Genomic DNA, 20908 nt, shown 5'->3' with positions numbered 1-20908 from the left:
TTTCTTTTCCTTTATGCAGTCTTTCTAGCTGTTCGTCATGGCCTGTATGCGGCTGCAGCTTCACACTTTGTAGGTTCTTAAACGTATAGCCTTTTGTTTCTTCGCTAGCAAAGTCTCCAAGAATTAACCCTTTTTTATCATTGCTTACTTGTATTTTTACGTATTTGAGTGTTTTGTTTCCGTTTATGCGGACTTGTTCTATTTAAATATCTCCTAGGGAGCTCTTATTACCTATAGAAATTAGCTGAACTTTTTTGTTCTTAGCAAAACCAGCAGCTTTAGCCTCCAATGACGCACTCACTTTAACAAATGTATATACTCCAGCGAATACGATAATCAAGATACTAGCTATGAGAAAAATCTTTTTCAAAAAAAAACACTCCTTACCTAACCTTTTCACGAGATACATCTTGTGTGCACTGTCTTTTTCATACACACACATCTGCAAATCTCTTACAAGTTCCTATCAACTCTTCTTTTTTAGCAAGCTTACAAATCCACTCTTCGGGAATACCATCCAGTTGATAATACATTCCTGCTAGAGTACCTGTAATGAAGCCTATTGTGTCTGTGTCTTCTCCTAAATTTACAGCAGTAAGTACAGCTTCTTCGTAATCGTCGCTTTGAAGAAAAGACCAAAGCGATGCTTCTAGCGAGCTGACGACGTATCCTGTTGATTGAATTTCATTTCTCGCTGCTTGTGGCAAGCTTAGGTTTAATACTCGTTCATACGCAGAAAATTCGTGTTCATACTCCGTCCCTGTTAACTGCTTTTGACAGAGATTTATCGCTTTTTCATATGCTTCTAAGGGCTGATCTCCGTGAAGAAGACGAATGAGCAGTTCCACATATATAATACAGCCAAGAGTAGAACGCACGTGGCGGTGCGTGACGTGAGCAATTCTTTCTATTTCTTCTTTTCTTTTTGTAAAGCTAGGTTCCTGACATAGTGTAAACGCAAGCGGGGCAATACGCATAAGCGCTCCGTTTCCGTTGTCGTACTCAGCGCTTCCTCCCCACTCTTCTTTAGGAAGCCCGCCTTTATAGCGGCGAATCGCTTCGCTTGTTGCGATGCCAATATCAAACATTTCTCCGTATGGCGTCCAGTAGCCATCCGACCAATAGTTCGCAAACTTTTGCATTAAATCATATTCATCTTGTTTTTCTATTAGATTATTAATCAAGCACATTGTTAAAGACGTATCATCTGACCATGTTCCTTCAGGTTGATTGTATGTACCGTATCCGGTCATAGTCGTGATCCGAAATGAATCGCGCTTTTTAAACTCAACCGGAACACCTAAAGCGTCTCCCACAGCTCCTCCTAGAATCGTAGAAAGTACTTTGTTATGTAGCATTATGTAATCAACTCCTTTCTATTATTGTAATTGTTTGATTTTGGAATTTGCAAGAGACCTCTTGCCTAGACGCTTTTTCTTCTTTTTATAAAGGAATTTACCAGCGTTTATTTCATTTAATAAGAGGTGAAAAAACATATGAGGTGTAAACTGGCACGTGAGAAATGCAAAGAAGAAATATCAAAGAAATTCATTCATATTACTTTAAAAACAATTGACCAACAGGAACAAATGTTCTATAATTATTTTTGTAAATATATGGAGGTGAAAACAATGAGACCTGAACTTACAAAAGACTTACCTATCAACGACTTTACGGACTTTTACTGGCTAAAAACCGAGCTGCAGCAATTTTGCCGAGAAAACAACATGAGCCCGTCCGGATCTAAAATGGAACTGTCAAAAAGAATTGAAGTGTTTCTAACAACCGGTGACACTCAACACTCAAAAGCACCTTCTAAAAGACGCTCTTCCTCTAAAACGCAAGCTCCGCTAACATTAGATACCGTCATTACGGAAAATCACCGCTGCAGTCAAGAAGTACGGGCATTTTTTAAAGAAGCCATTCATCCTACGTTTCATTTCTCAACATATATTCAAAACTATTTTAAAGAAAATACAGGGAAAACCTATCGAGACGTGGTAGAGGCTTGGTATGAGGAAGAAGAGCGAAAAAAGCAGCCTTTCTATCAAAAAGAAATTGCGCCTCAGTTTGAGTACAACCGCTTTATCCGCGACTTTTTTAATGATCCGAAAAATAAAGGAAAAAGCCGTGATGATGCGATTGCGGCGTGGAAACACTTAAAACTTCAGCCTGGAAGTAATCAATACCGCTCTTAACTACTAGCTGAGGAACGAATTTGAGGCAAATCTACATATAAACGCCATTAAAACACCACCTCAAGAAAAGGTGGTGTTTGTGCACACCTGTAGATTTCTTCACATACACATGTGCTGTTTGTTACGGCAACATGTATTTAAAATTATCAGCTATAAACGGACTCTTTTTTAATCAAACCAAGCGTCTGTGATGTAGAAGCATGGATTTCGTTAAAGAAGTCTGGGTGATCAACTAGTGACATTCCATAGGAAGGAATCATTTCTTTTATTTTTGGCTCCCATTTGTTCATGTTTTGCGGGAAGCATTTTTCCAATACTTCAAGCATAACGTGAACAGCTGTTGACGCACCCGGAGAAGCTCCAAGAAGTGCAGCAACAGAACCATCAGCGGCACTTACGACTTCGGTACCAAACTGAAGCGTTCCTTTTCCGCCGGCTTCCGTGTCTTTGATTACTTGCACACGTTGCCCCGCTACGACGATATCCCAGTCTTCGCTTTTAGCGTTCGGGATAAACTCACGCAGTTCTTCCACACGTTTTTCATTTGATAACAGCACTTGCTGAATTAAGTATTTCGTTAACGCCATTTCTTTGACGCCTGCTGCTAGCATTGTTAAAATATTATTCGGCTTTACAGAACTGATTAAATCCAAGTTTGAACCTGTTTTTAAGAACTTAGGCGAAAAACCGGCAAACGGACCAAACAACAGCGTCTTTTTGTTATCAATATAACGTGTATCAAGGTGTGGAACCGACATTGGCGGAGCTCCGACTTTGGCTTTTCCGTATACTTTCCCGTGATGCTGCGCAATCACTTCAGGGTTATTGCATACCATAAATAATCCGCTTACCGGGAATCCTCCAATATGCTTGGATTCAGGAATACCTGTTTTTTGAAGTAAAGGCAAGCTTCCGCCTCCGCCTCCGATAAAGATGAACTTTGCCGTGTGGTATTCAACTTTGCCGCTGTCTACATCGGCGACTTTTACTTCCCACATACCGTCCTTGCGTTTGATATCTTTTACACTTCGTTTGTAGTGCACATTAACGCCTTTATTCTTCAGGTGGTCAAACAACATGCGTGTTAAAGCGCCGAAGTTTACGTCTGTTCCCGAATCAATTTTAGTTGCTGCAATCGGTTCTTTTGACGTACGCCCCTTCATGATTAACGGAATCCATTCTTTTAGTTTTTCAGGACTATCGGAATACTCCATTCCTTGAAACAACGGATTGTTTGATAGCGCTTCAAAACGCTTTTTCAGAAACGATACATTTTTTTCCCCTTGTACCAAACTCATATGCGGAATTGGCATGATAAAATCTTGCGGATTGCGAATCAACTTACTGCTTACAAGATAAGACCAAAACTGTCTTGAAAGCTGAAACTGCTCGTTAATTCGTATCGCTTTCGTTATATCTATAGATCCATCAGCTTTTTCTGATGTATAGTTTAGTTCGCACAGCGCAGAATGGCCCGTCCCTGCATTATTCCATTCGTTCGAGCTTTCTTCCCCTGCGTCTGCGAGTTTTTCAAATACTTTAATGTCCCATTCAGGTGCTAACTCTTTGAGTAATGATCCCAAAGTTGCGCTCATGACTCCGGCACCAATTAAGATAACGTCTGTTTTTTTCTGTACGTTGCTCATTATAACCTTCCTCATCCCCTATATTTGTAAAAAGATGTAGGCGCTCCTGCTTACGTAGTAAAAAAATTCAGGTGCGACCTAAGAACACACCTTTTTCTGTCTCACTTATAACTATATCACAGTATAATTGTCTGATGATTATAAACTATTCAAAAATGATAAAAAAGTGAGAAAATCGCCCACAAATTCTAAAAAACTTATTAAATTCCGTCTGCATTTTCTTTTATTAGTAAACTGTTAGACCTACTTTTAAGTGTCAAAACAAGAATCGGTAAAATAACAAACTATTCCAAAAATTCAGCTTAAAAACCAAAATAACTTTTTTTAAAATTTCACCTACTATAACTATACTCATTTGAAAGAACAAACAGCACTATAAATAGAAATGCCTGTATTCTTTTTGACTAGTTATACATAGACGTATATATATGTATAGAGCACCAGCTCGTCCAGGTGCATATTTAGAAAAATAAGTACATATTGCAACAGCTAATTTTCAGTCCATATTGCAAGTTACAATATCTATGTCATATAACATACCATGAAATAAGTGAATAAGTAAATGATTATTCAGAAATTTATGTTATAAAACCTAACATGTATGTTGACTTTTACATAGACATACTTGTTGATAAAGAACAGTACTTCACATGCTTCTTTCATTTTAGATTTGTTTAATTGCCTTGTTCATGTGCCATGGTTGTTGCTGAGTTCAACCAAAATAAGCCACGCTTCGCACGTGACTTGTTTTGGTTCTTATTGAGCCGGTTGGATGTCATCTTGTGTAAACGTCCAAATACCACGATTTTTGCTAAAGCCGCTAAATTCAAACTTAAAATCGCCTTCTTTGGGTATATCAAACGTCGAAATCCCGATTTGTTTTTCTCCTGGTGAAATATTTCCATCCAAATGATTCTCTGTTGCACCAGAAACAACTGTAGCATAGTGTGTTTGCTGGTGAACCTGTTCCATGAATACTAGCTTGATACTCCTTTAGGAATTTTGCAGGATGCATAACACCATTCTTCATTCTGTTGCTAGTCATTAATATTTAGCATAAAAATAAGCACTTGTTGCCTAATATGCCATCAAGTGCTTAAGGTATTAAATTATAGTATTATCAATCCTCGAATACCTCTGCTATTCTCTCTTTCCATACTGACATCAACTCCAAAAATTCCTCAGTTTCCATTGTACTCTCGAAAGGTTCATCAATTCGATAATGATGCTCAGCTATTGTCACGTTTTTCTTTATACATACACTCGTGGCATTCAACGTGATTTCAAAGTCTTCATACCCTCCTTCTAAAACTTTCTTAATGTATCCGATATATTCATCCGCTTCTTCTTCTGTTGAAATATCCTCGAAAACATCCGAGAATACACTTAATTCTTCAGATAGTTTTAATCTAGTTATACCTAATGGATCTTTTTTAAATTCATATGAATATTTCATACTCTTTATCACCTTCTATGCTTTCAATGCTATTTATTATATAATGGATAGGCTGTAGCTATTGAGCCGTCCTTATTCAAGAACATTTCTATCTTAATTCCTGATGAAGTCTCAGCTATATACTTATTAGAACCAATCTGTTTTTTATTTTGATAGGCATCATCAATAGCCCTTAACACATCAACACGATTCCATTCCTTTGGAAAGAAACTTGATTTGGCTACTTTTCTCTTCCCATCAATTTCGACTTTGGCTTCATAAACCCCGTTTTTATCAGGTTCTTTCTCGGTTCCAGGAATAATCTTTCCACCCATCATACTTTCATGATGATATCCAACCGCTTTTCCGCGCCTATTAATTTCACCATGATAAATATGTTTCATCGTTCCTGTATTATATTTACCTTCACTCTTAACCACCGCATCCTGATCATTTATCCCCTCAACATTCGCCTTACTACCTGACCCTTCCACTTTCTCCAACGCTTTAGACTGACCTTTTGAAACACTCCCCATCTTATACGTCGTTAACCTATGTAACACTTCACCAAAGGTCTGTCGAGGTAACGCCTCTCCTATTCCTGACAGTTGAGGACGTAAAGTCGGTATCTCCGCATCTAGTAAAGGTATGATCTGCTTTTGAAACGGTTCATACACCTTTTTCGACCAATTGCTTGCTGCTTTTGGGCTGACGACATTATGCCTATTATTTCATGTTTTGGTCGTTTTAGGTGTATATATGCTCCGAACTTCTGTTACTTTTGAAACAGCTTTTATGGCACCTGTGGATTTTGCACACCCTACATTTGTAAACCGGACGAGTTTGTTAAATAAAAGCAAATAAGCACCTATTGTCTAGAAGACAATCAAGTGCTTTAAGTTCATCTGTTTTTAAGTATCATTAAATTTGTAAGTGTTATAGTAACAGTATTACACCAAAACTTACGAGTTCGTTAATTTCATGTCTATTCTAGGTGTTTGTTTATATTCATCACCCAGTAAAACGTCATCTCGCCTAATCTCGTACTTCTTTTTCTATTCTATCATTGCACATCATACTCCATTCATGAAGTATGCACTTTTTAATAGTCTACTCTTTTTCTTTCGACTGCAAATACACTTTATTTTCTACTCACTCACATATATATTTGTTACCTTTAACTACAAACCACATTTTTTGGCTTTCTCATGTGTAAAGTATAGTTTTAGCATCTATAAAGTCATTATAATTCATTTCGTATATTTGCTTAATCTCTTAAATTATTAATTACAACATATAAAAGTTGGTAACTAAGGATTCTTTAATCCATTAATAAAACCCTTAAAGCTATCAGCTATTTTATATGTATTTTCTTCTTCATTAGACTGTGGAAAATAAAAAGAGTGATCCCAATAATATACACCATGGTTTTCAGTATCTGTAATAAGTACAATTAATCCTGAACCTGGATCATCTCCTATTATTAAACTATTCGGTAACATATCTTCTTCAAACTCTTCATAGCATTCACTTAAGTCAAAAGTTCTTTTTACACCTATACCATACAAGACATCTAAAGGGATTTCCTGATTTAATTCTTCAACAAAAAATTTACTATACCTAACTTTCGAAGTCCCCCCATTATATTCACTTAAAAATTTTTTATAATCTTCCGGAAGTAAAAATCCTAAAAACTCTTCTAATTCTTCAATCGATTCTTCAGTTGCTTTACCAAAAGCATTTAAATTCATTTATTTCACTCCCATTTAATCTTTTAACTTCCTAGCTAATGACATTCCACCCATATGTCGAAATCTTCTGTGCATCTCTTTATTAACTTCTTGCATTGTTGTTAAATCTTGATGATGGTGCCACGTGTTTTCATCTAATTTCGGTCCATTTGGAGCTAATTCATCAGCCTTAGCAAAATCAATGTCATATCTATTAAATTCACCTATGGGAACTTCTTGTCTTACCAACCCAGCAGATTTAAAGTCCGGAAAACCTCCAGGATAAGAAACTTGATTTGGAGGAATATCCCAATCAATATAAGTCCATATTCCTTCCTCGCCAATTTCGATTTTTCCACCTTTTTTCTGCCATTTTTCAGGATCTCTAGAATATGGGGGTTTAGTAGATAATTGTTCCTCTGTAAACTTCACTATTTCTGAATTTTCACCCGTACTCTTAGCAACAGCCTCCTGATCATAAACCCCTTCAACATTCGCCTTACCACCAGGTTTTTCTACTTTCCCCAACGCTTTCGACTGGCCTTTTGAAACAGGTCCAATCTTATACGTCGTTAACCCATTTAACGCTTCACCAAAGGTCTGTCGAGGTAACACCTCTCCTACTCCTGACAGTTGAAGTTGAGGACGTAAACTCGGTATCCCCACATCTAGTACAGGTTTGATCTGCTTTTGAAACGGTTCATATACCTTTTTCGACCAATTACTTGCTGCTTGTGTACTGACGGCATTCCGCATGTCACTTAATGTTTTGGTTGCTTTATGTGCAGGTACACGCGGAACGTTTGTTACTTTTGGAACGGATTTTACGGCGCCTGCGGGTTTCGCTCCTCCAATTACGCTCGCAAACAGAAACATGCTGATTTCCCAGTGCTCTTTTGAGAGAGGTTTCTCAGGATTAAGTGCCTGCTTTCCTACATCTAAAAGTCCCATTGTTGCGTGATTGACAAAGTCATACGGTGAATCCAACGATTTTTTCCCTCGTTCATTCAACCCCTCTTTGAAGGCAACAGCTCCATCAAATCCACCCATCGTTATATAGTTTCCAAAGTCATACAAGGAGTTGTACCGTTTATCTGCTCGCTCTCCCATACCGGCCCAAACGTCTTGTGCTACTCCTTTAGTACCCGTAACTGTGCCTTTTGCTAAAGTTATAGCACCTTCTCCTACGTCCTTGACTACAGCTTTTATACCGGTTTCTTCTTTTTTAGCCGCAGGGTTCTCACAGATTTCTGTAAAATTAAAGGATTCAGCTGTTTTTTTAGGTGCCACATCTCTAACCTGACCCTGACGCACCACCGACTGCATAAGCATTCCCTCAACGCCCGTAGCGTTTTGAAGAATCTGTTGAGACGTTAGCATGCCCACAGTTGAAGAATCGTTGAGCGCCTGCAGATATGGACTTTTTTCAAGTTCCACTGCTTGCTCTGCAGGTGACAGTTCCGCTAGTTTTTTCATGTTAGCAGGTGCTGTATCCTGCTGAATTTGTGTTAGCACTTCTCTTATGTAAGGCGACGTTTTTTCAAGCTTGTGAATTTCTTTTAACTGTTCAGCAGGGGTCATCGCCTGAAGTTAAATTAGTTTTTCAAGACCTACTTCCTTTATCACTTTCTCTTGCTTTTCTTTTATTGTCAAGGTTGTTTGAATACCTGTTTCAAAAACCGAGACGCCTCCTGAATCATTCAGCGCTTTTTTCGCCAAAGCGCTCAGCTCACTTACATTACCTGGCTGAATGGAACCATTTTGAAACCCAGCTTTCACTTTAGAAAGCAGCGAATTTAAAGACGTCAGCTGATCTTGAATGGCTGAAAGGCTCTGCGTTTGCTGTTCGTCAAAACTAACTAAATCGTTCATCGTTTTGTCCGCTTTGTTTTTAGCTTGTTCTACTTCTGATAGGAAACCTTGATCGTTAAGTGCTGAGACAGAAGCAATGTGACTTACTTTTTGGATCGCTGCATTCGCTTGATCGACAAGCGAAACGATTGTATTTCTCGTTTGATTTAAATGCGCAGGAATAGTATCTTGTAGAAACGGCTGCGTGATGTAGCCGTCTTCGCTCGGTTCAAAGGAGCGCAGCGCATGTGTGATTTGAGTTAGTCGAGCTTCATAGGAAGTGAGTAATGAATGATACAGCGTTAAAAAAGAAGCATGTCCCGTTTCATAAAAAGACCGAATCGCTTCTCCTCCTTTTCCTTTAAACGCATCATCTAAGCTTGAAAATGCCTGCACCTGTGAAATCAGGCCCTGAATTTGTTCTTTTTGACTTTTAATAGAGTCCAAGATAGCTTGAATATTTTCGTGAAAAGCATCGACATCAAGTGTTTTCAATAACCTGTAACCTCCTAGCTGTACCGATGTAGAAAAACAACAAACGGTTAAAGAACAATCGCCCGTCATTTTTCTAAACCTAAGCGGACGCTCCTCTTTACAAGGCTTGCATCATCCGCTAGATAAAACCTTTTTGTTTAAAAGCTAAATTCATGCTGTTTGAAAGGTTGTTTTGTTGTTTTTAATAGATTTATATAAAATATGAATATTATTTAGCGGCGTTTGCAGCTTTTTCATCTGCTTCTTTCATGGACTGCACGGATTTTTTGGTAGCGTTAAGATCATCGAGGAGCGTTTGCTTGTAGTCCATAATTAACGTTTGAAGCTGCTGATTAAGCTGATTTAATTCATCGAGCACCGCTAGTTCTTGTCCGCTTCCTATGTGAAACGGAAAAAGGGCCTGAAACTGCTGCGCAGCAGCGCTTAGGTCACCAAGCGTTCTATTAATTTCACCATCTATTACTTTAATTTCATCTGCCATATTGCATCACACCTTATCTTTTGCTTCGTCTTCTTGCATTTTAATGGCACGTTCCATCCCTTGTATATCTGATTGAAGCGCCGTGATTTTTGCTTCAATTGTCGTAATGGCATCCGTCAGCTGACGGGTCAGCAAATCATCGTATTCGTCTAACATAGCCGTACGGATGTCTTCAAACCCAACAGCAAGGCTGCCTGACCAAGTGGCGGAAGTGAGCTCTGGTTCTTTTACCTTTCCCTTTGCACGTTCAAGCTCTCCTTTGACTTCCGTTAATGTATTTTTACTTGCCATAAGCTCCTGGATATCTTCATGTGCCTGCTTCACTTGGGTATACAGATGAGCAACAAACATCTCATTCATATGATGACACTTCCTTTATATCTATCTCTTGGTTCTTCTAACAGTAATTTCCTTTTATAGCGTATCAAATAAAGAAAGAAGGCACATCGGCATGTTTTCTTATATTTTTTGGAAATAATGTAGGTTTTTAGTTCAATACCCACTCTTCAGGATAAAATAACCAAAACTATCTTACCATTGACAATTTATCAAGATTTTTGGACTACTTCACTTGTTATTTCCACGCCACTAAAAGGCCTTTTTACACAATTTTTTTGTTAAAACGCATTCATTCTTTCTATTTCCAAATATTTAAACATGCGCTAGTATATACATAATATAAAGAGGAGGTTGGGTATGAGAGAAAAGCTCGTAAGACTCGGTTATTTACTGGGGTTGGCTCTTGTTTTGTCAGGCATTCTGTATTTCTTCGCATCGAACTGGCAAGGCTTTGACCGCTATACTAAAATTGCGCTGAGCGTGGGGCTGATGCTGCTGTTTTACGGAAGTGCATTTGCGGTGCGGAGGCTGATTCCTCAGCAGGCGTTTTTAAGTCACTGGACGCTTTTGGCTGGCGCTCTTTCATTTGGATTAAGCATTGCGCTTCTTTCTCAAATTTACAACACGCACGCTGAATCGTACTGGCTGTTTTTAATTTGGCTTGTGCCGGTTATTCTGTTTAGCCTCTTTACGAAATATCAGCCGTTTTACGTGTTATCGTTTATTTTATTTCAATTCACCATGGCTTTTTTCATTTCACCAAGCAGCGTAATTTCACAGCGAGGTGAACATGAGACGCTTTTACTTTACGCAGGAATGGCGTTTGTGAACTTGATTATTTTTTGGATTATAAAAAAGAAACACCTCTCGTCTCCTGTGGTAATGTATGCAGCGTTTGGTTTGTTTCACTACATTTTTTTAACTCTTTCCCTGCCAGATTTTGCAGGCAGCTCTAGCTTACGGATTGGCCTAATTTTTTTTTATTTGCTGTTTTTACTAAGCTCCTTTTTTTATTTTTCAAAAGTGGAGCCGCAAAAGCCGTTTTTAGGCATTTCAATCGTGGCATTTGCTTTATTTGTAATTGAACAGTTTTTCTCTTTTATTTTTAAACACTACGCTGAATGGTCGCTGTTTTTAGCTTTAGGGTTCGTGATTTTATTTATTGGTGCAAGCGTGTGGTTTGTTAAATGGCTCACCGCCCACACTTCAGCACAAAAAACCTCGCTGCGCGTGATCAAACGAATAGCAGTAATTGGTATTACAGCCATTGCATCGGTAATCGGCAGCAGCTCTTTAGGAGGACTCGTTACTCTTATTACAGGAACGTACCCAACGAACGGAATGCTTGTAATTGGCGTTTTGTTGATTGTGGCATGTTATTTGATTAAAGCAGATATTCCAACGGTAAAATATACGCTTTTAATGATGGGCGTATTAATTAGCAGTGCTGCTTCTTTTTTTGTGCACGACATTCTGTTTTTCATCTACGTTATCGCACTTATGGCGCTTTTAGTGTTCACCAAGCATACGCCCGTTCGCCTGTTGTTTTTTGTGCTAGTGCAAGGGCTGCTGTTAATAAAGGTTCCGGTTACTTACTATAACACTATCAAACTAGATTATGTGCTGCTCGCTTTGTTTCTATTAAATGCCGTTGTGTATACAGTAAAGGTACATCACGCGTTTAAAAAAGCGGCGCTGCTTCTTGCTTTTATCTTTTTACTGTCGCTGACTGAATTAAGCGAACCGTCTTTCTTAAATATTATTTACTGCATGGTGTTTTTTGTGATTTCAACTCTCTTTTTGTTTTTGACGGTGCGAAAAGAGCCAAAATACGATTTTATTGTCGGCATGATTTTCTGGTTTGTTTTTTTAGCTATGAAATATTACGACTTTGTGTGGGATTTATTTAATAAATCACTTGTGCTCATTATTCTAGGTCTTATCTTTCTTTTCCTAAGCAAGAAATGGGACCTGTCAACGCCTGACCAGCCGCAGCCGTCGTTTCTTGACCGCAGCCGAACCGCTGTATGGGTCATCATCCTTGTTCAGCTCATTATTCTTGGCGGAATTTTTACTAAAAACGAAGTGCTTCTTCAAAATGGAAAAGAAATTAAGCTCGCTTTACAGCCGATTGATCCGCGCTCACTGCTGCAAGGCGATTATGTTGAGCTGAATTACGACATTGCGCACGTTAAGTTACCTCATGTAAAAGACGGCGAAAAAGTGAAACTTGTTCTTCGCCCGAACAAACAAGGCGTATATGAATATGCAAAAATCTATCAAGCGGATGATGAATGGAATAAGCCGTACACTTCTAAAGGGAAAAACGTTGTCATTACGGGCAGCTATCATGACTGGGGAATTCATTACGGAATTGAGCATTACTTCATTCCAGAAGGAACCGGCAGCAAAGTGGAAAGCGAAGCTCATTTTGCCACTGTCCGAGTTGGAAAAAACGGAGATGCGATCGTTACAAAAGTAGGTAAATAAAAAAGCAGCCGCTTCAACATTGAAGCGGCTGTCTTTTATTTTAATTGATAAATACGCCGATGATCATCGTTAGAATGAGGATAACAAGGAAAACCATTATTCCGTAGCCAATCCATTTCATTCTTTTTGGTGTTTCTTTTACATTAATATCCGTTATTTTCCCTTCAAAGCGCTTTTGATGTTCAGTAACATCATTGTATTCGTTGTTAGGCGATGTGGTATTATCCTTCCTTTCTATTTAATCGTTTTCTATCTTCTAACAGCTCTTCATATCTTTTTTCAAGCAGCTGCTTTTCTTTTCCTTCTGCCGTGATAGAAAGCTGGCTAATAACTTTTGTTAATTCTAGTTGAAGCGCAAGTTTCTCGGCTTCATTTTGCTGCTGAGACGCTTTTTTGCTTTTTCCCGTATCTTCAATCGCCATTAGCTCCACTTTGGACTGTTTTAACGTCATCACATGTGTAGCAAGCTTTTTAACAAAGTAACGGTCATGAGTCACAAATAAAATCGTCCCTGGATAAGCTTTTAACACTTCCTGCAGCGCTTCTTTTGTATGAAGATCAAGATAGTTGGTCGGTTCATCTAAAAGAAGAACGTTATAGTTTCCTAAAAAGACTTTTGCTAATGCCGTTTTTACTCGTTCTCCTCCGCTTAGCATCTCTACTTTTTTATACACGTCTTCACGTTTGAACAGTAGACGTGATAGTACCGTACGAATAAACTGCTCAGTGTACGGACTGTGTTCTTTGATGTTTTCTAAAATGCTTTTAGCGGGATCTAGATTTTCAAGGCGCTGATGGAAAAAGCCAAGTTTTACAGGCTTCGCAACCGTGATGCCTTCTGCTTGCTTCTCAATCATATTCAGCAGCGTAGATTTTCCGGCACCGTTTTGACCGACAATCGCTACTTTCGCACCTGGCTTCACACCGCCTTTTAGACCTTGAAACAAGGTATGGTCGCCAGCTGATGCCGAGACTCTGTCAAAGCTTAGTACTTGCTTGCTGTGCACTTGATGAAACTGCGATAGGTCAAAATGAAGTTCTTCCATTTCTTTTGGCTTTTCTTTTTTCTCCAGCTTTTCAATTCTTGTTTCAATCGCTTTTGCGCTTCTATCTAGCTTCGCTTTTTGTTTTCCGACCGCTCGTTTATGAAGTCTCGCTTCAGAGTTCCCCATGCGGCTCGGCGCTTTTTTAAGAGACTTTGATTTTTGACTTTTTTCTTCAGACGCCAGTTCAAGCCTTTGCTTTTCTTTTACATACTGCTCATACTCAAACTGCTGTCTTTCAACTGCATGTTTTTTTTGCGTCACATATTCTTGGTAATTGCCTTCATAGCAGTGAATTTTGCCGTCTTCTACTTCCCAAATAGACGTACAGAGGCGGTTTAACAATTCTCGATCATGTGAAATCAGCAGCAAACTGCCTGTAAAAGCTTTCATTTCTTCTTCAAATTTCTCTACGCCTTTTACATCTAAGTGGCTCGTCGGCTCATCCGCTGCAAGCAATTCTGCGCCGGATGAAAGAGCAGCAGCAATTTTCTTTCTTGTTTCTTCTCCTCCGCTGAGAAAGTCCGCTTCATTTGGCACGTTCCACTGACTTTTCATCTCAGGAGATACAGCTCCTGGAGTTTGAACGTCAAGCTGCGGAATCAGTGCGGAACGGCCATACGTTTGAACAATGCCTTGATCCGGACTCATTTTTTTCATTAAAATATGAAGCAAGGTCGATTTGCCTTCTCCATTTTTCCCAACAATTCCAATTCGTTCTCCGCGATATACTTGAAGCTTCTCTGCTTGAAACAGCAGGCGGTCTCCATAGCTTTTTTCAATATTTATAGCTTCTAGCAATAACATAAAAAAACCTCCCTAGCATTTCTAGAGAGGATTAGAGGTCATAATTAGGCATACGCAAATATGCACCCTTTTTATAGAGTAAAAAAAAGGGAGAAATCAATTCATATAAGACATATAGAAATGGCACCTAAAAATGTACAGACTAATCCTATCTAGACAAATGTTCATTTAAAATAAAGTTTTAAAAGAATGTCTAAAAAAATAGGATTACTTATCCATTGTCTACGGTACCTTTCCTTTCTTAGTATAAAATGACTTGCTTCTTACAGTGTATGATGAAGATTTTTAAATGTCAATATCAATTTGGATGATATTCCCTTCTTTTTCTAAGCACAAAAAACCCTCAGCTGATAATAGCCGAGGATTTTTTTGTTACACGTATTGATTTACTTTCCCTGTAAAATCAGGCAGCCACTCACCGTGAGCTTCAATTAAATCATCGCACATACGAATGATGTCATCCATGGATAATTCCGCATTTGTATGAGGATCTAGCATCGCTGCTTGGTAGATATGCTCTCTTTTTCTAGTGACCGCTGCTTCAATTGTTAGCAATTGAGTATTAATATTCGTACGATTTAACGCGGCAAGCTGCTCAGGTAAGTCTCCTACATAAGTCGGCATAATACCGCTTCGGTCTACGACACAAGGAACTTCTACGCACGCTTTTGTCGGCAGGTTACTAATTAAGCCTCCGATATTTAATACGTTACCAGCAAATTTAAACGGCACGTTTGTCTCCATTGCTTCAATGATTCTAGAGCCGTACTCATGTGAACGTGTATGAGTTAACTGACTGTTGTTGACCATTTCTTCTCTCATGGATTCCCAATTGCTAATTTGCTCTTCGCATCGGCGCGGATATTCATCAAGAGGGATGTTAAACTGATCAACAAGATTTGGATATTTATGTTTAATAAAGTATGGATGATACTCTGCGTTATGCTCAGACGATTCGGTAATATAATAACCGAACTTATCCATTAGCTCAAAACGCACCATATCGTGATGCTTTGTCTTTTGCTTTTCTTTTGCTAGACGCTTGATTTCTGGATATAAATCTTGTCCATCTCTTTTTACTTCCAGCAGCCATGCCATATGGTTAATACCTGCAATTTTCTCTTGTATTCCTTCATGATCCATTCCAAGAGAATCAAATAAATCTTTTGTACATACTTGAACACTGTGACAAAGGCCTACCGTCTTTACATTGGTATAGCGCAACATTGCACCTGTCAGGGTTGCCATTGGATTGGTGTAATTTAAAAACAGCGCATCTGGACATACTTCTTCAATATCTCTTGCAAAATCAAAGAGCACCGGAATCGTGCGCAGTGATCTGAAGATTCCTCCAATTCCTACTGTATCTCCAATCGTCTGACGCAAGCCGTATTTTTTAGGAATTTCAAAATCAATGACGGTGCTTGGTTTGTATCCGCCTACTTGAATCGCATTGATCACATACTTTGCTCCTGTTAAGGCTTCTCTGCGGTTTAAATAGGCTTTAACCGTAATATTCACTTTATAGTTTTCTTTTAAATTGTTTAGCATATTTTCCGAATCTCTTAAACGCTCAGCATCTATATCGTAAAGAGCAAATTCAAAGCCAGCTAAGGCAGGTACAAACATGCAGTCTCCTAAAATATTTTTTGCAAAAACTGTACTTCCTGCTCCGATAAATGTGATTTTAGACATCGTCATCTTCCTTCCTCGTATTGGTTTTATCCTTTCACAGATCCTGATGAAAGCCCTGCAATAAAGTATTTTTGTAGCACTAAAAATAAAATAGTCATTGGAAGCATCGCAATAATCGCAGCTGCTCCTACTAGGCTAAGGTTATTTTGATTTTCGGCAAAAAAGCTTGCTAATGTAACGGTTAATGTATGCATTTCCTTATCTTGAAGGAAGAAAATTGCAAACTGATAGTCGTTCCAAATATAGACGCTGGCAATAATTAAAATGGACGCAGTGACGGGCTTTAACAGTGGAAATACGATTTTAAAGAAAATCGTTAACGTACCGGCACCATCAATTCTTGCTGCTTCCTCGAGCTCTTTAGAAATAGTGGAGCGAATGAAGCCCGCATACAAAAAGATCGTTAGCGGCAAAAATGCTGCAACATTATTTAAAATAGCAATTTGGTACGTATTCATCATTCCCATATTGACCACCATTTTGTACAGCGGAACTAACGCTGTCAGAGGCGGTATCACCATCACGGCAATAAAGATAAAATAGACGTACTTATTTAATTTCGTTTGCCGGCGCGCTAAAGGATACGCAGCCATTGATCCTAAAAAAATAAGCAGAATCGCCGAAATGAATGTAATGATAAACGTATTCATAAAAGAGTTTCCTAAATTTGCTTGCTCCCAAGCCGTTGTGAAATTTTCAAGATGTATGCTTTTTGGAAATACCCATTTTGAACTAAAATCCCCGGTTGCCTTTAAAGAAGTCGTAACTAGAATATAAAAAGGGACAATATGAACGAGCGTTATACAAAGAGCTAGAAAGGTAAAAAATCGTTTTTTCCGTTTATTTGTATAGTCCATCACGCTTCTGTCTCCTTTCGCTTAAAGTACATAAGTGCTGATAAGCTAATTACTAAGATAATAAGCGCCATGCACACACCTTGAGTTGCTGCATAGCCGGCGTCTTGTCTTCTAAAATATAAATCATACATAAAAGTAGACATCGACTGCGATGCATCTCCAGGTCCTCCTCCTGTCAGCGCAACAATTACGTCAAACAGTTTTAAACCTCCGATAATATTTAAAACGACGTTAATTGTAATAGAAGGCATAAGCAGTGGAAGCGTGATGTTTTTAAACTGCTGAAGAGCTGATGCTCCGTCAAGCTGTGCTGCCTCGTAGTAATCTTTTGAAATACTTTGCAGCCCTGCTAAATAAATAATCATTGCTATTCCAACGAATTGATACGTATTGACGAACACGATAATCCAAGAGTTGAGCTCAGGAGTTCCCAAAGCATTAATCTTCTCAAATCCTAAAAATACAAGAAGATCATTCAAAGCGCCTCCTTGGTAGGCAAAGAAGAAATACCAGATATACCCCATAATGATTGGGCTGATAATAACCGGGAGGTAGACAATTGTTCTCGTTAAAGCCTTCATTTTAATGCTTTGATTGAGAAGTAAAGCGTATAACAAGCCAATAATATTTTGAAAAATGGTGCTGCCTATTCCGTAGAGCAGCGTATTTTTTATCACAAGCCAAGTCGTTGGATCTGCAAGCAAACGTTTATACTGCTGGAGTCCAACCCAATCGTATGTTTGTGAAAAACCATTCCAATTAGTAAAGGAAAGTCTAATTCCGTTAATAAAAGGATAGATAATAAAAACGGTGATAATTACTAAGCCGGGAAGATACATCCACCATAAAGAGGATTCTGTTTTTAATTTTTTCTTTCGTTTTTCCGTATCTCTTACTACGGAAAAACGCTCTTTCCTGACTAATTCATTCATCGTGTTCACTCCTATTTCAGCTTGTGATGAAAAGAAGCAGACGCCTCTCTCCCTGCTTCTTGGCGAACAAGGAACTTTTGCACATTATTTTATTGTTTACTCAGACGCTTGTACTCTTTTTCCATTTCCTTTGATAATTGCTTTGGCGTTAAACTTCCAGCTAGCAATTCTTGACCTGCAGAAGACATCACTGCCCACATGCCGCTCGGTAAATACTTTCGATCGAAGTATGGCTCTACTTTAATATCGTTATACTTATCGTAGTATTCAGAGTAGTAGTTTTGTGTTTTATTGTTTGTTAGAGCCGATGCTGAAGACGTTCCTTCTGCAATCTTTTTGGCAACTTCCGGCTGTGACACAAATTCAATAAATTTCTTCGCTTCTTTAAGGTGCTTAGAATCTTTCCACGCAGCAAGGGTAAAGCGCTCTCCGCCAATCCAGCTTTGCGTACCACCTTTATGAATAGCCGGCACCGGTAGCGTTCCTACTTTTACTTCAGGATTTAATTCTGTTGCATCCGGTCCAAGAGATCCTCCAACAAATGTAAAAGCAATTTTATTTTGAGCCATTAATTCCGTTGCCTGAGATACTTTTGCGGTTAATACATCTTTATTCAGCAACCCTTTTTTCTTCATTTCTGCCATCGTTTCCGCTAGCGGCGTGTAGTTTGACCAATTAAACGTTCCTTTTTCCAACTGCTTAGCGTAGTTATTATTTTTTGCTGTAATAAGCTGAGGTGTAGCCAGCTGATCAAAAACTTGAGCAATATTGCCGTTTTCTCCTCCAGGAATCCATAGAGGCGCTACTTCTCCTTTACTTTTCTTTTTTACTGTTTCTAACGCCGTTATAAACTCATCCATTGTGTTAGGAGGTTTTATTCCGTATTTTTCCAGTAGCGTTGCATTATAGCTGATTCCGTCTTTCGCTTGATTTAAAGGATACGCATACACTTTGCCGCTTTTATCTTTCAAAATTTGATTCAGCGCCGGATCTAAATGCTGAACCCAGTCCATATCTTTTAAATCCGCTACGTACTCCCCGTAGCGAAGTTGAGACCACCCGTGCGTATCAAATAAATCTGGCATATCATTTGCGCCCATTTTCACACGAAGCATATCTTCATAGCCGTTACCGGGAAAATTCGCATCAATTTTAATATCTGGATTTTGCTTTTCAAACTCTGCAATCGCGTTTTGAAGCGCTTTTCTCTCACCTTTATTACTCATCGTAGAAAAAAGCGTTAACGTTGTTTTCCCATTTCCGCCTGTTGACGCTTCTTTATTTCCGCAGCCCGCTGCCACAACAGAAAAGACTAGTAATAGAACGAAAAGATACGTAAGCTTTTTCATTTATCTTCTTTCCTCCTTATACTCTATCAAGTTACAAATAACTGAATATTCAGTATTTTATCCGTAGACAAATTCATTGCACAAAGAAATAAAGTCACTTATAATTTAGTCCTATACTTTTACAAAGGTTCAAAGAGTCCTAGAGATGAAAAAGTTTTTTTCATTTACATACTTATCTGCCAATAAGTATGTAGTTTCCAGGGCTTTTTAACCTGCTTTTTCTATGTTTTTTTCTATTTTTCTTCCCCCTTATCACTCTTTATGTATGAATTCTTCTTTTTTACCACCCCCTTTCAAGCCTCGTTTTTTAAACTTTCGTGCTACTTTTGCCTGAATGAAGCCCCGCAGCTTTCACGATAAATTAATTTAGTCGGCACCATGACTTTTAAAGGAACGGATCTGCCGCTTAACCGATCAACTAACATTTTAACAGCCTGCCTTCCCATTTCTTCGGTATATACCTTAACCGTTGTGAGCGGGGTGCTAGCAAATGCTGCGATATCCACATCATCAAAGCTTACAATCGCTACGTCTTCAGGAACCTTTATATTTGATTGCTGCAAGGCACGCATCGCTCCTATTGCCATTGCATCACTTGCGATAAAAAATGCCTGAGGAAGATTTCCTTGCTTAATCGCTTGTCCCATCAGCTCATATCCTTCAGTCATTGAATATTCACCGATATAAACTTTCTCAGAATCAAGCAGTTCTTTTTCATGCATAACGCGTTCAAAAACCGTTTGACGCTGATCTTCAATAATAGAGCTTCCATTGATATAATGTTCTCTTTCTGTGCCTCCGATATAGCCAATTCTTTTATAACCGAGGTCAAATAAATGATTTAACGCATGTTTAGTAGCTTTCTCAAAATCAATCATCACCGAATCGTACAAATCCTCATCCGCTTTGTGATTGATAAAAACAATATTATCTAAATGATTGCTCACTTCTTGAACCGTTTCTGGACTAACTCTTCCCACTACAATCACTCCATCAAGATCCTGCAGCAGCTCTTCTTGTTTCATGCCTTTTAGCCTAAATGACTTTACTGTAAAAATTTCTTTTTCTGAGCATTCACTTTCTATCCCATGGCGAATAGAGGAGAAAAAAGGGTCTACTAACTCTTCTTCAAGGGACTGAGCAAAAATAATACCTATTCTTGGAGCTTCTATGTCTTTGCCGTTTGCCGTTCCTTTTCGTATCTTCACGGGCGTATATCGCAGCTCCTTGGCTGCATGCAAAATGCGCTCACGGGTAACCTCAGATACAGAAAGCGTATGATCATTATTTAGTACTCTTGATACCGTTGAACTCGAAACATTAGCGTACGCCGCTATATCTTTTAAAGTTGCCATCTTTTTACCTCTCTATTACAATCTTCTATTTTACTAAATATTTATCTCTTATATTGGAAGAATAGCATACTAATAAAACGCTTTCAATAAATATTTTTAAAATTTCAGTAAATTTATTTAAACATTCTCTAAAATCCTTCATTTCTTTTGTTGACAATCCCTATAAAATGACAAAAATGCTACTATAATTACTTTATTTTTATCG

At 38.5% G+C, this 20908-nt stretch carries 19 protein-coding genes; 2 read left to right on the top strand and 17 right to left on the bottom strand.

The annotated features are described in order from the left end of the window. Nucleotides 1-202: 202 nt before the first annotated feature. Both M3225_RS10410 and M3225_RS10405 read right to left on the bottom strand, forming a co-directional pair. Nucleotides 203-370 carry a hypothetical protein gene (locus tag M3225_RS10410; protein ID WP_251393203.1) on the bottom strand — a complete coding sequence of 56 codons (168 nt, stop codon included), beginning with the start codon at nucleotides 368-370 and terminating at the stop codon, nucleotides 203-205. Between the two features lie 58 nt (nucleotides 371-428). After that, nucleotides 429-1361 carry an ADP-ribosylglycohydrolase family protein gene (locus tag M3225_RS10405; RefSeq protein ID WP_308215737.1) on the bottom strand — a complete coding sequence of 311 codons (933 nt, stop codon included), beginning with the start codon at nucleotides 1359-1361 and terminating at the stop codon, nucleotides 429-431. Between the two features lie 270 nt (nucleotides 1362-1631). On the opposite strand from M3225_RS10405, the gene M3225_RS10400 reads away from it, so the two are divergent. Continuing rightward, complete coding sequence (locus M3225_RS10400; RefSeq protein ID WP_251393201.1) at nucleotides 1632-2198, top strand: DUF6434 domain-containing protein; 567 nt, start codon at nucleotides 1632-1634, stop codon at nucleotides 2196-2198. Nucleotides 2199-2344: 146 nt separating this feature from the next. Here M3225_RS10400 and mqo read toward each other — a convergent pair whose 3' ends face one another. The 9 genes from mqo to M3225_RS10355 form a co-directional block, all read right to left on the bottom strand. Then, nucleotides 2345-3844, bottom strand: coding sequence for a malate dehydrogenase (quinone) (gene mqo, locus M3225_RS10395; RefSeq protein ID WP_251393200.1), 1500 nt, complete (start codon nucleotides 3842-3844; stop codon nucleotides 2345-2347). A gap of 756 nt (nucleotides 3845-4600) precedes the next feature. Next, complete coding sequence (locus tag M3225_RS10390; protein ID WP_251393199.1) at nucleotides 4601-4816, bottom strand: hypothetical protein; 216 nt, start codon at nucleotides 4814-4816, stop codon at nucleotides 4601-4603. A 148-nt stretch (nucleotides 4817-4964) separates the two neighbouring features. Continuing rightward, the gene (locus tag M3225_RS10385) at nucleotides 4965-5300 is read right to left on the bottom strand and encodes a tRNA-Val4 (RefSeq protein ID WP_251393198.1); all 336 of its coding nucleotides are present in this window, start codon (nucleotides 5298-5300) and stop codon (nucleotides 4965-4967) included. 29 nt (nucleotides 5301-5329) lie between these two features. Next, nucleotides 5330-5956, bottom strand: coding sequence for an EndoU domain-containing protein (locus M3225_RS29820; RefSeq protein WP_251393197.1), 627 nt, complete (start codon nucleotides 5954-5956; stop codon nucleotides 5330-5332). 633 nt (nucleotides 5957-6589) lie between these two features. Next, nucleotides 6590-7030 (bottom strand): SMI1/KNR4 family protein, encoded by a 441-nt coding sequence (locus M3225_RS10375; RefSeq protein WP_251393179.1) that lies wholly within the window; start codon nucleotides 7028-7030, stop codon nucleotides 6590-6592. Nucleotides 7031-7045: 15 nt separating this feature from the next. Beyond that, nucleotides 7046-7441 carry an HNH endonuclease gene (locus tag M3225_RS29895; protein ID WP_374109825.1) on the bottom strand — a complete coding sequence of 132 codons (396 nt, stop codon included), beginning with the start codon at nucleotides 7439-7441 and terminating at the stop codon, nucleotides 7046-7048. Nucleotides 7442-8599: 1158 nt separating this feature from the next. Further along, complete coding sequence (locus tag M3225_RS10365; protein ID WP_251393177.1) at nucleotides 8600-9355, bottom strand: LXG domain-containing protein; 756 nt, start codon at nucleotides 9353-9355, stop codon at nucleotides 8600-8602. Between the two features lie 208 nt (nucleotides 9356-9563). Next, a complete protein-coding gene (locus M3225_RS10360) occupies nucleotides 9564-9836 on the bottom strand; it encodes a DUF5344 family protein (protein ID WP_251393176.1) in 273 nt (90 codons plus the stop codon). 6 nt (nucleotides 9837-9842) lie between these two features. Further along, nucleotides 9843-10196, bottom strand: a complete 354-nt coding sequence (locus M3225_RS10355; RefSeq protein ID WP_251393174.1) for a YwqH-like family protein — start codon at nucleotides 10194-10196, stop codon at nucleotides 9843-9845. A 336-nt stretch (nucleotides 10197-10532) separates the two neighbouring features. On the opposite strand from M3225_RS10355, the gene M3225_RS10350 reads away from it, so the two are divergent. After that, complete coding sequence (locus M3225_RS10350; protein WP_251393172.1) at nucleotides 10533-12665, top strand: GDYXXLXY domain-containing protein; 2133 nt, start codon at nucleotides 10533-10535, stop codon at nucleotides 12663-12665. A gap of 221 nt (nucleotides 12666-12886) precedes the next feature. Here the strand turns inward: M3225_RS10350 and abc-f are convergent, their stop codons facing one another. The 6 genes from abc-f to M3225_RS10320 all read right to left on the bottom strand — a co-directional run bounded on the left by abc-f (nucleotide 12887) and on the right by M3225_RS10320 (nucleotide 20703). After that, nucleotides 12887-14515: a ribosomal protection-like ABC-F family protein gene (gene abc-f, locus M3225_RS10345; RefSeq protein ID WP_251393171.1), complete on the bottom strand. Its 1629-nt coding sequence runs from the start codon at nucleotides 14513-14515 to the stop codon at nucleotides 12887-12889. Between the two features lie 372 nt (nucleotides 14516-14887). Continuing rightward, complete coding sequence (locus tag M3225_RS10340) at nucleotides 14888-16210, bottom strand: alpha-glucosidase/alpha-galactosidase (RefSeq protein ID WP_251393170.1); 1323 nt, start codon at nucleotides 16208-16210, stop codon at nucleotides 14888-14890. 26 nt (nucleotides 16211-16236) lie between these two features. Further along, nucleotides 16237-17067: a carbohydrate ABC transporter permease gene (locus M3225_RS10335; protein ID WP_251394374.1), complete on the bottom strand. Its 831-nt coding sequence runs from the start codon at nucleotides 17065-17067 to the stop codon at nucleotides 16237-16239. Beyond that, nucleotides 17067-17999 (bottom strand): carbohydrate ABC transporter permease, encoded by a 933-nt coding sequence (locus M3225_RS10330; RefSeq protein WP_251393169.1) that lies wholly within the window; start codon nucleotides 17997-17999, stop codon nucleotides 17067-17069. The genes M3225_RS10335 and M3225_RS10330 overlap by 1 nt, the downstream gene beginning before the upstream one ends. Before the next feature lie 89 nt (nucleotides 18000-18088). After that, on the bottom strand, nucleotides 18089-19348 hold the full coding sequence (locus tag M3225_RS10325; RefSeq protein WP_251393168.1) for an ABC transporter substrate-binding protein: 1260 nt from the start codon (nucleotides 19346-19348) through the stop codon (nucleotides 18089-18091). Nucleotides 19349-19668: 320 nt separating this feature from the next. Then, the gene (locus tag M3225_RS10320) at nucleotides 19669-20703 is read right to left on the bottom strand and encodes a LacI family DNA-binding transcriptional regulator (RefSeq protein WP_251393166.1); all 1035 of its coding nucleotides are present in this window, start codon (nucleotides 20701-20703) and stop codon (nucleotides 19669-19671) included. Between the last annotated feature and the right edge of the window lie 205 nt (nucleotides 20704-20908).

The organism is Priestia aryabhattai, from assembly GCF_023715685.1.
Classification (GTDB): Bacteria; Bacillota; Bacilli; order Bacillales; family Bacillaceae_H; genus Priestia; species Priestia aryabhattai_B.
This window is presented reverse-complemented; position numbering and strand designations above follow the sequence as displayed.

Bases quoted from the DNA above. Each gene is read 5' to 3' on its own strand.
- M3225_RS10400 (WP_251393201.1), top strand. From the start codon at position 1,632: ATGAGACCTGAACTTACAAAAGACTTACCTATCAACGACTTTACGGAC.
- mqo (WP_251393200.1), bottom strand. From the start codon at position 3,844: ATGAGCAACGTACAGAAAAAAACAGACGTTATCTTAATTGGTGCCGGA.
- M3225_RS10390 (WP_251393199.1), bottom strand. From the start codon at position 4,816: ATGGAACAGGTTCACCAGCAAACACACTATGCTACAGTTGTTTCTGGT.
- M3225_RS10385 (WP_251393198.1), bottom strand. From the start codon at position 5,300: ATGAAATATTCATATGAATTTAAAAAAGATCCATTAGGTATAACTAGA.
- M3225_RS10375 (WP_251393179.1), bottom strand. From the start codon at position 7,030: ATGAATTTAAATGCTTTTGGTAAAGCAACTGAAGAATCGATTGAAGAA.
- M3225_RS10360 (WP_251393176.1), bottom strand. From the start codon at position 9,836: ATGGCAGATGAAATTAAAGTAATAGATGGTGAAATTAATAGAACGCTT.
- M3225_RS10355 (WP_251393174.1), bottom strand. From the start codon at position 10,196: ATGAATGAGATGTTTGTTGCTCATCTGTATACCCAAGTGAAGCAGGCA.
- M3225_RS10350 (WP_251393172.1), top strand. From the start codon at position 10,533: ATGAGAGAAAAGCTCGTAAGACTCGGTTATTTACTGGGGTTGGCTCTT.
- abc-f (WP_251393171.1), bottom strand. From the start codon at position 14,515: ATGTTATTGCTAGAAGCTATAAATATTGAAAAAAGCTATGGAGACCGC.
- M3225_RS10340 (WP_251393170.1), bottom strand. From the start codon at position 16,210: ATGTCTAAAATCACATTTATCGGAGCAGGAAGTACAGTTTTTGCAAAA.
- M3225_RS10335 (WP_251394374.1), bottom strand. From the start codon at position 17,067: ATGGACTATACAAATAAACGGAAAAAACGATTTTTTACCTTTCTAGCT.
- M3225_RS10330 (WP_251393169.1), bottom strand. From the start codon at position 17,999: ATGAATGAATTAGTCAGGAAAGAGCGTTTTTCCGTAGTAAGAGATACG.
- M3225_RS10325 (WP_251393168.1), bottom strand. From the start codon at position 19,348: ATGAAAAAGCTTACGTATCTTTTCGTTCTATTACTAGTCTTTTCTGTT.
- M3225_RS10320 (WP_251393166.1), bottom strand. From the start codon at position 20,703: ATGGCAACTTTAAAAGATATAGCGGCGTACGCTAATGTTTCGAGTTCA.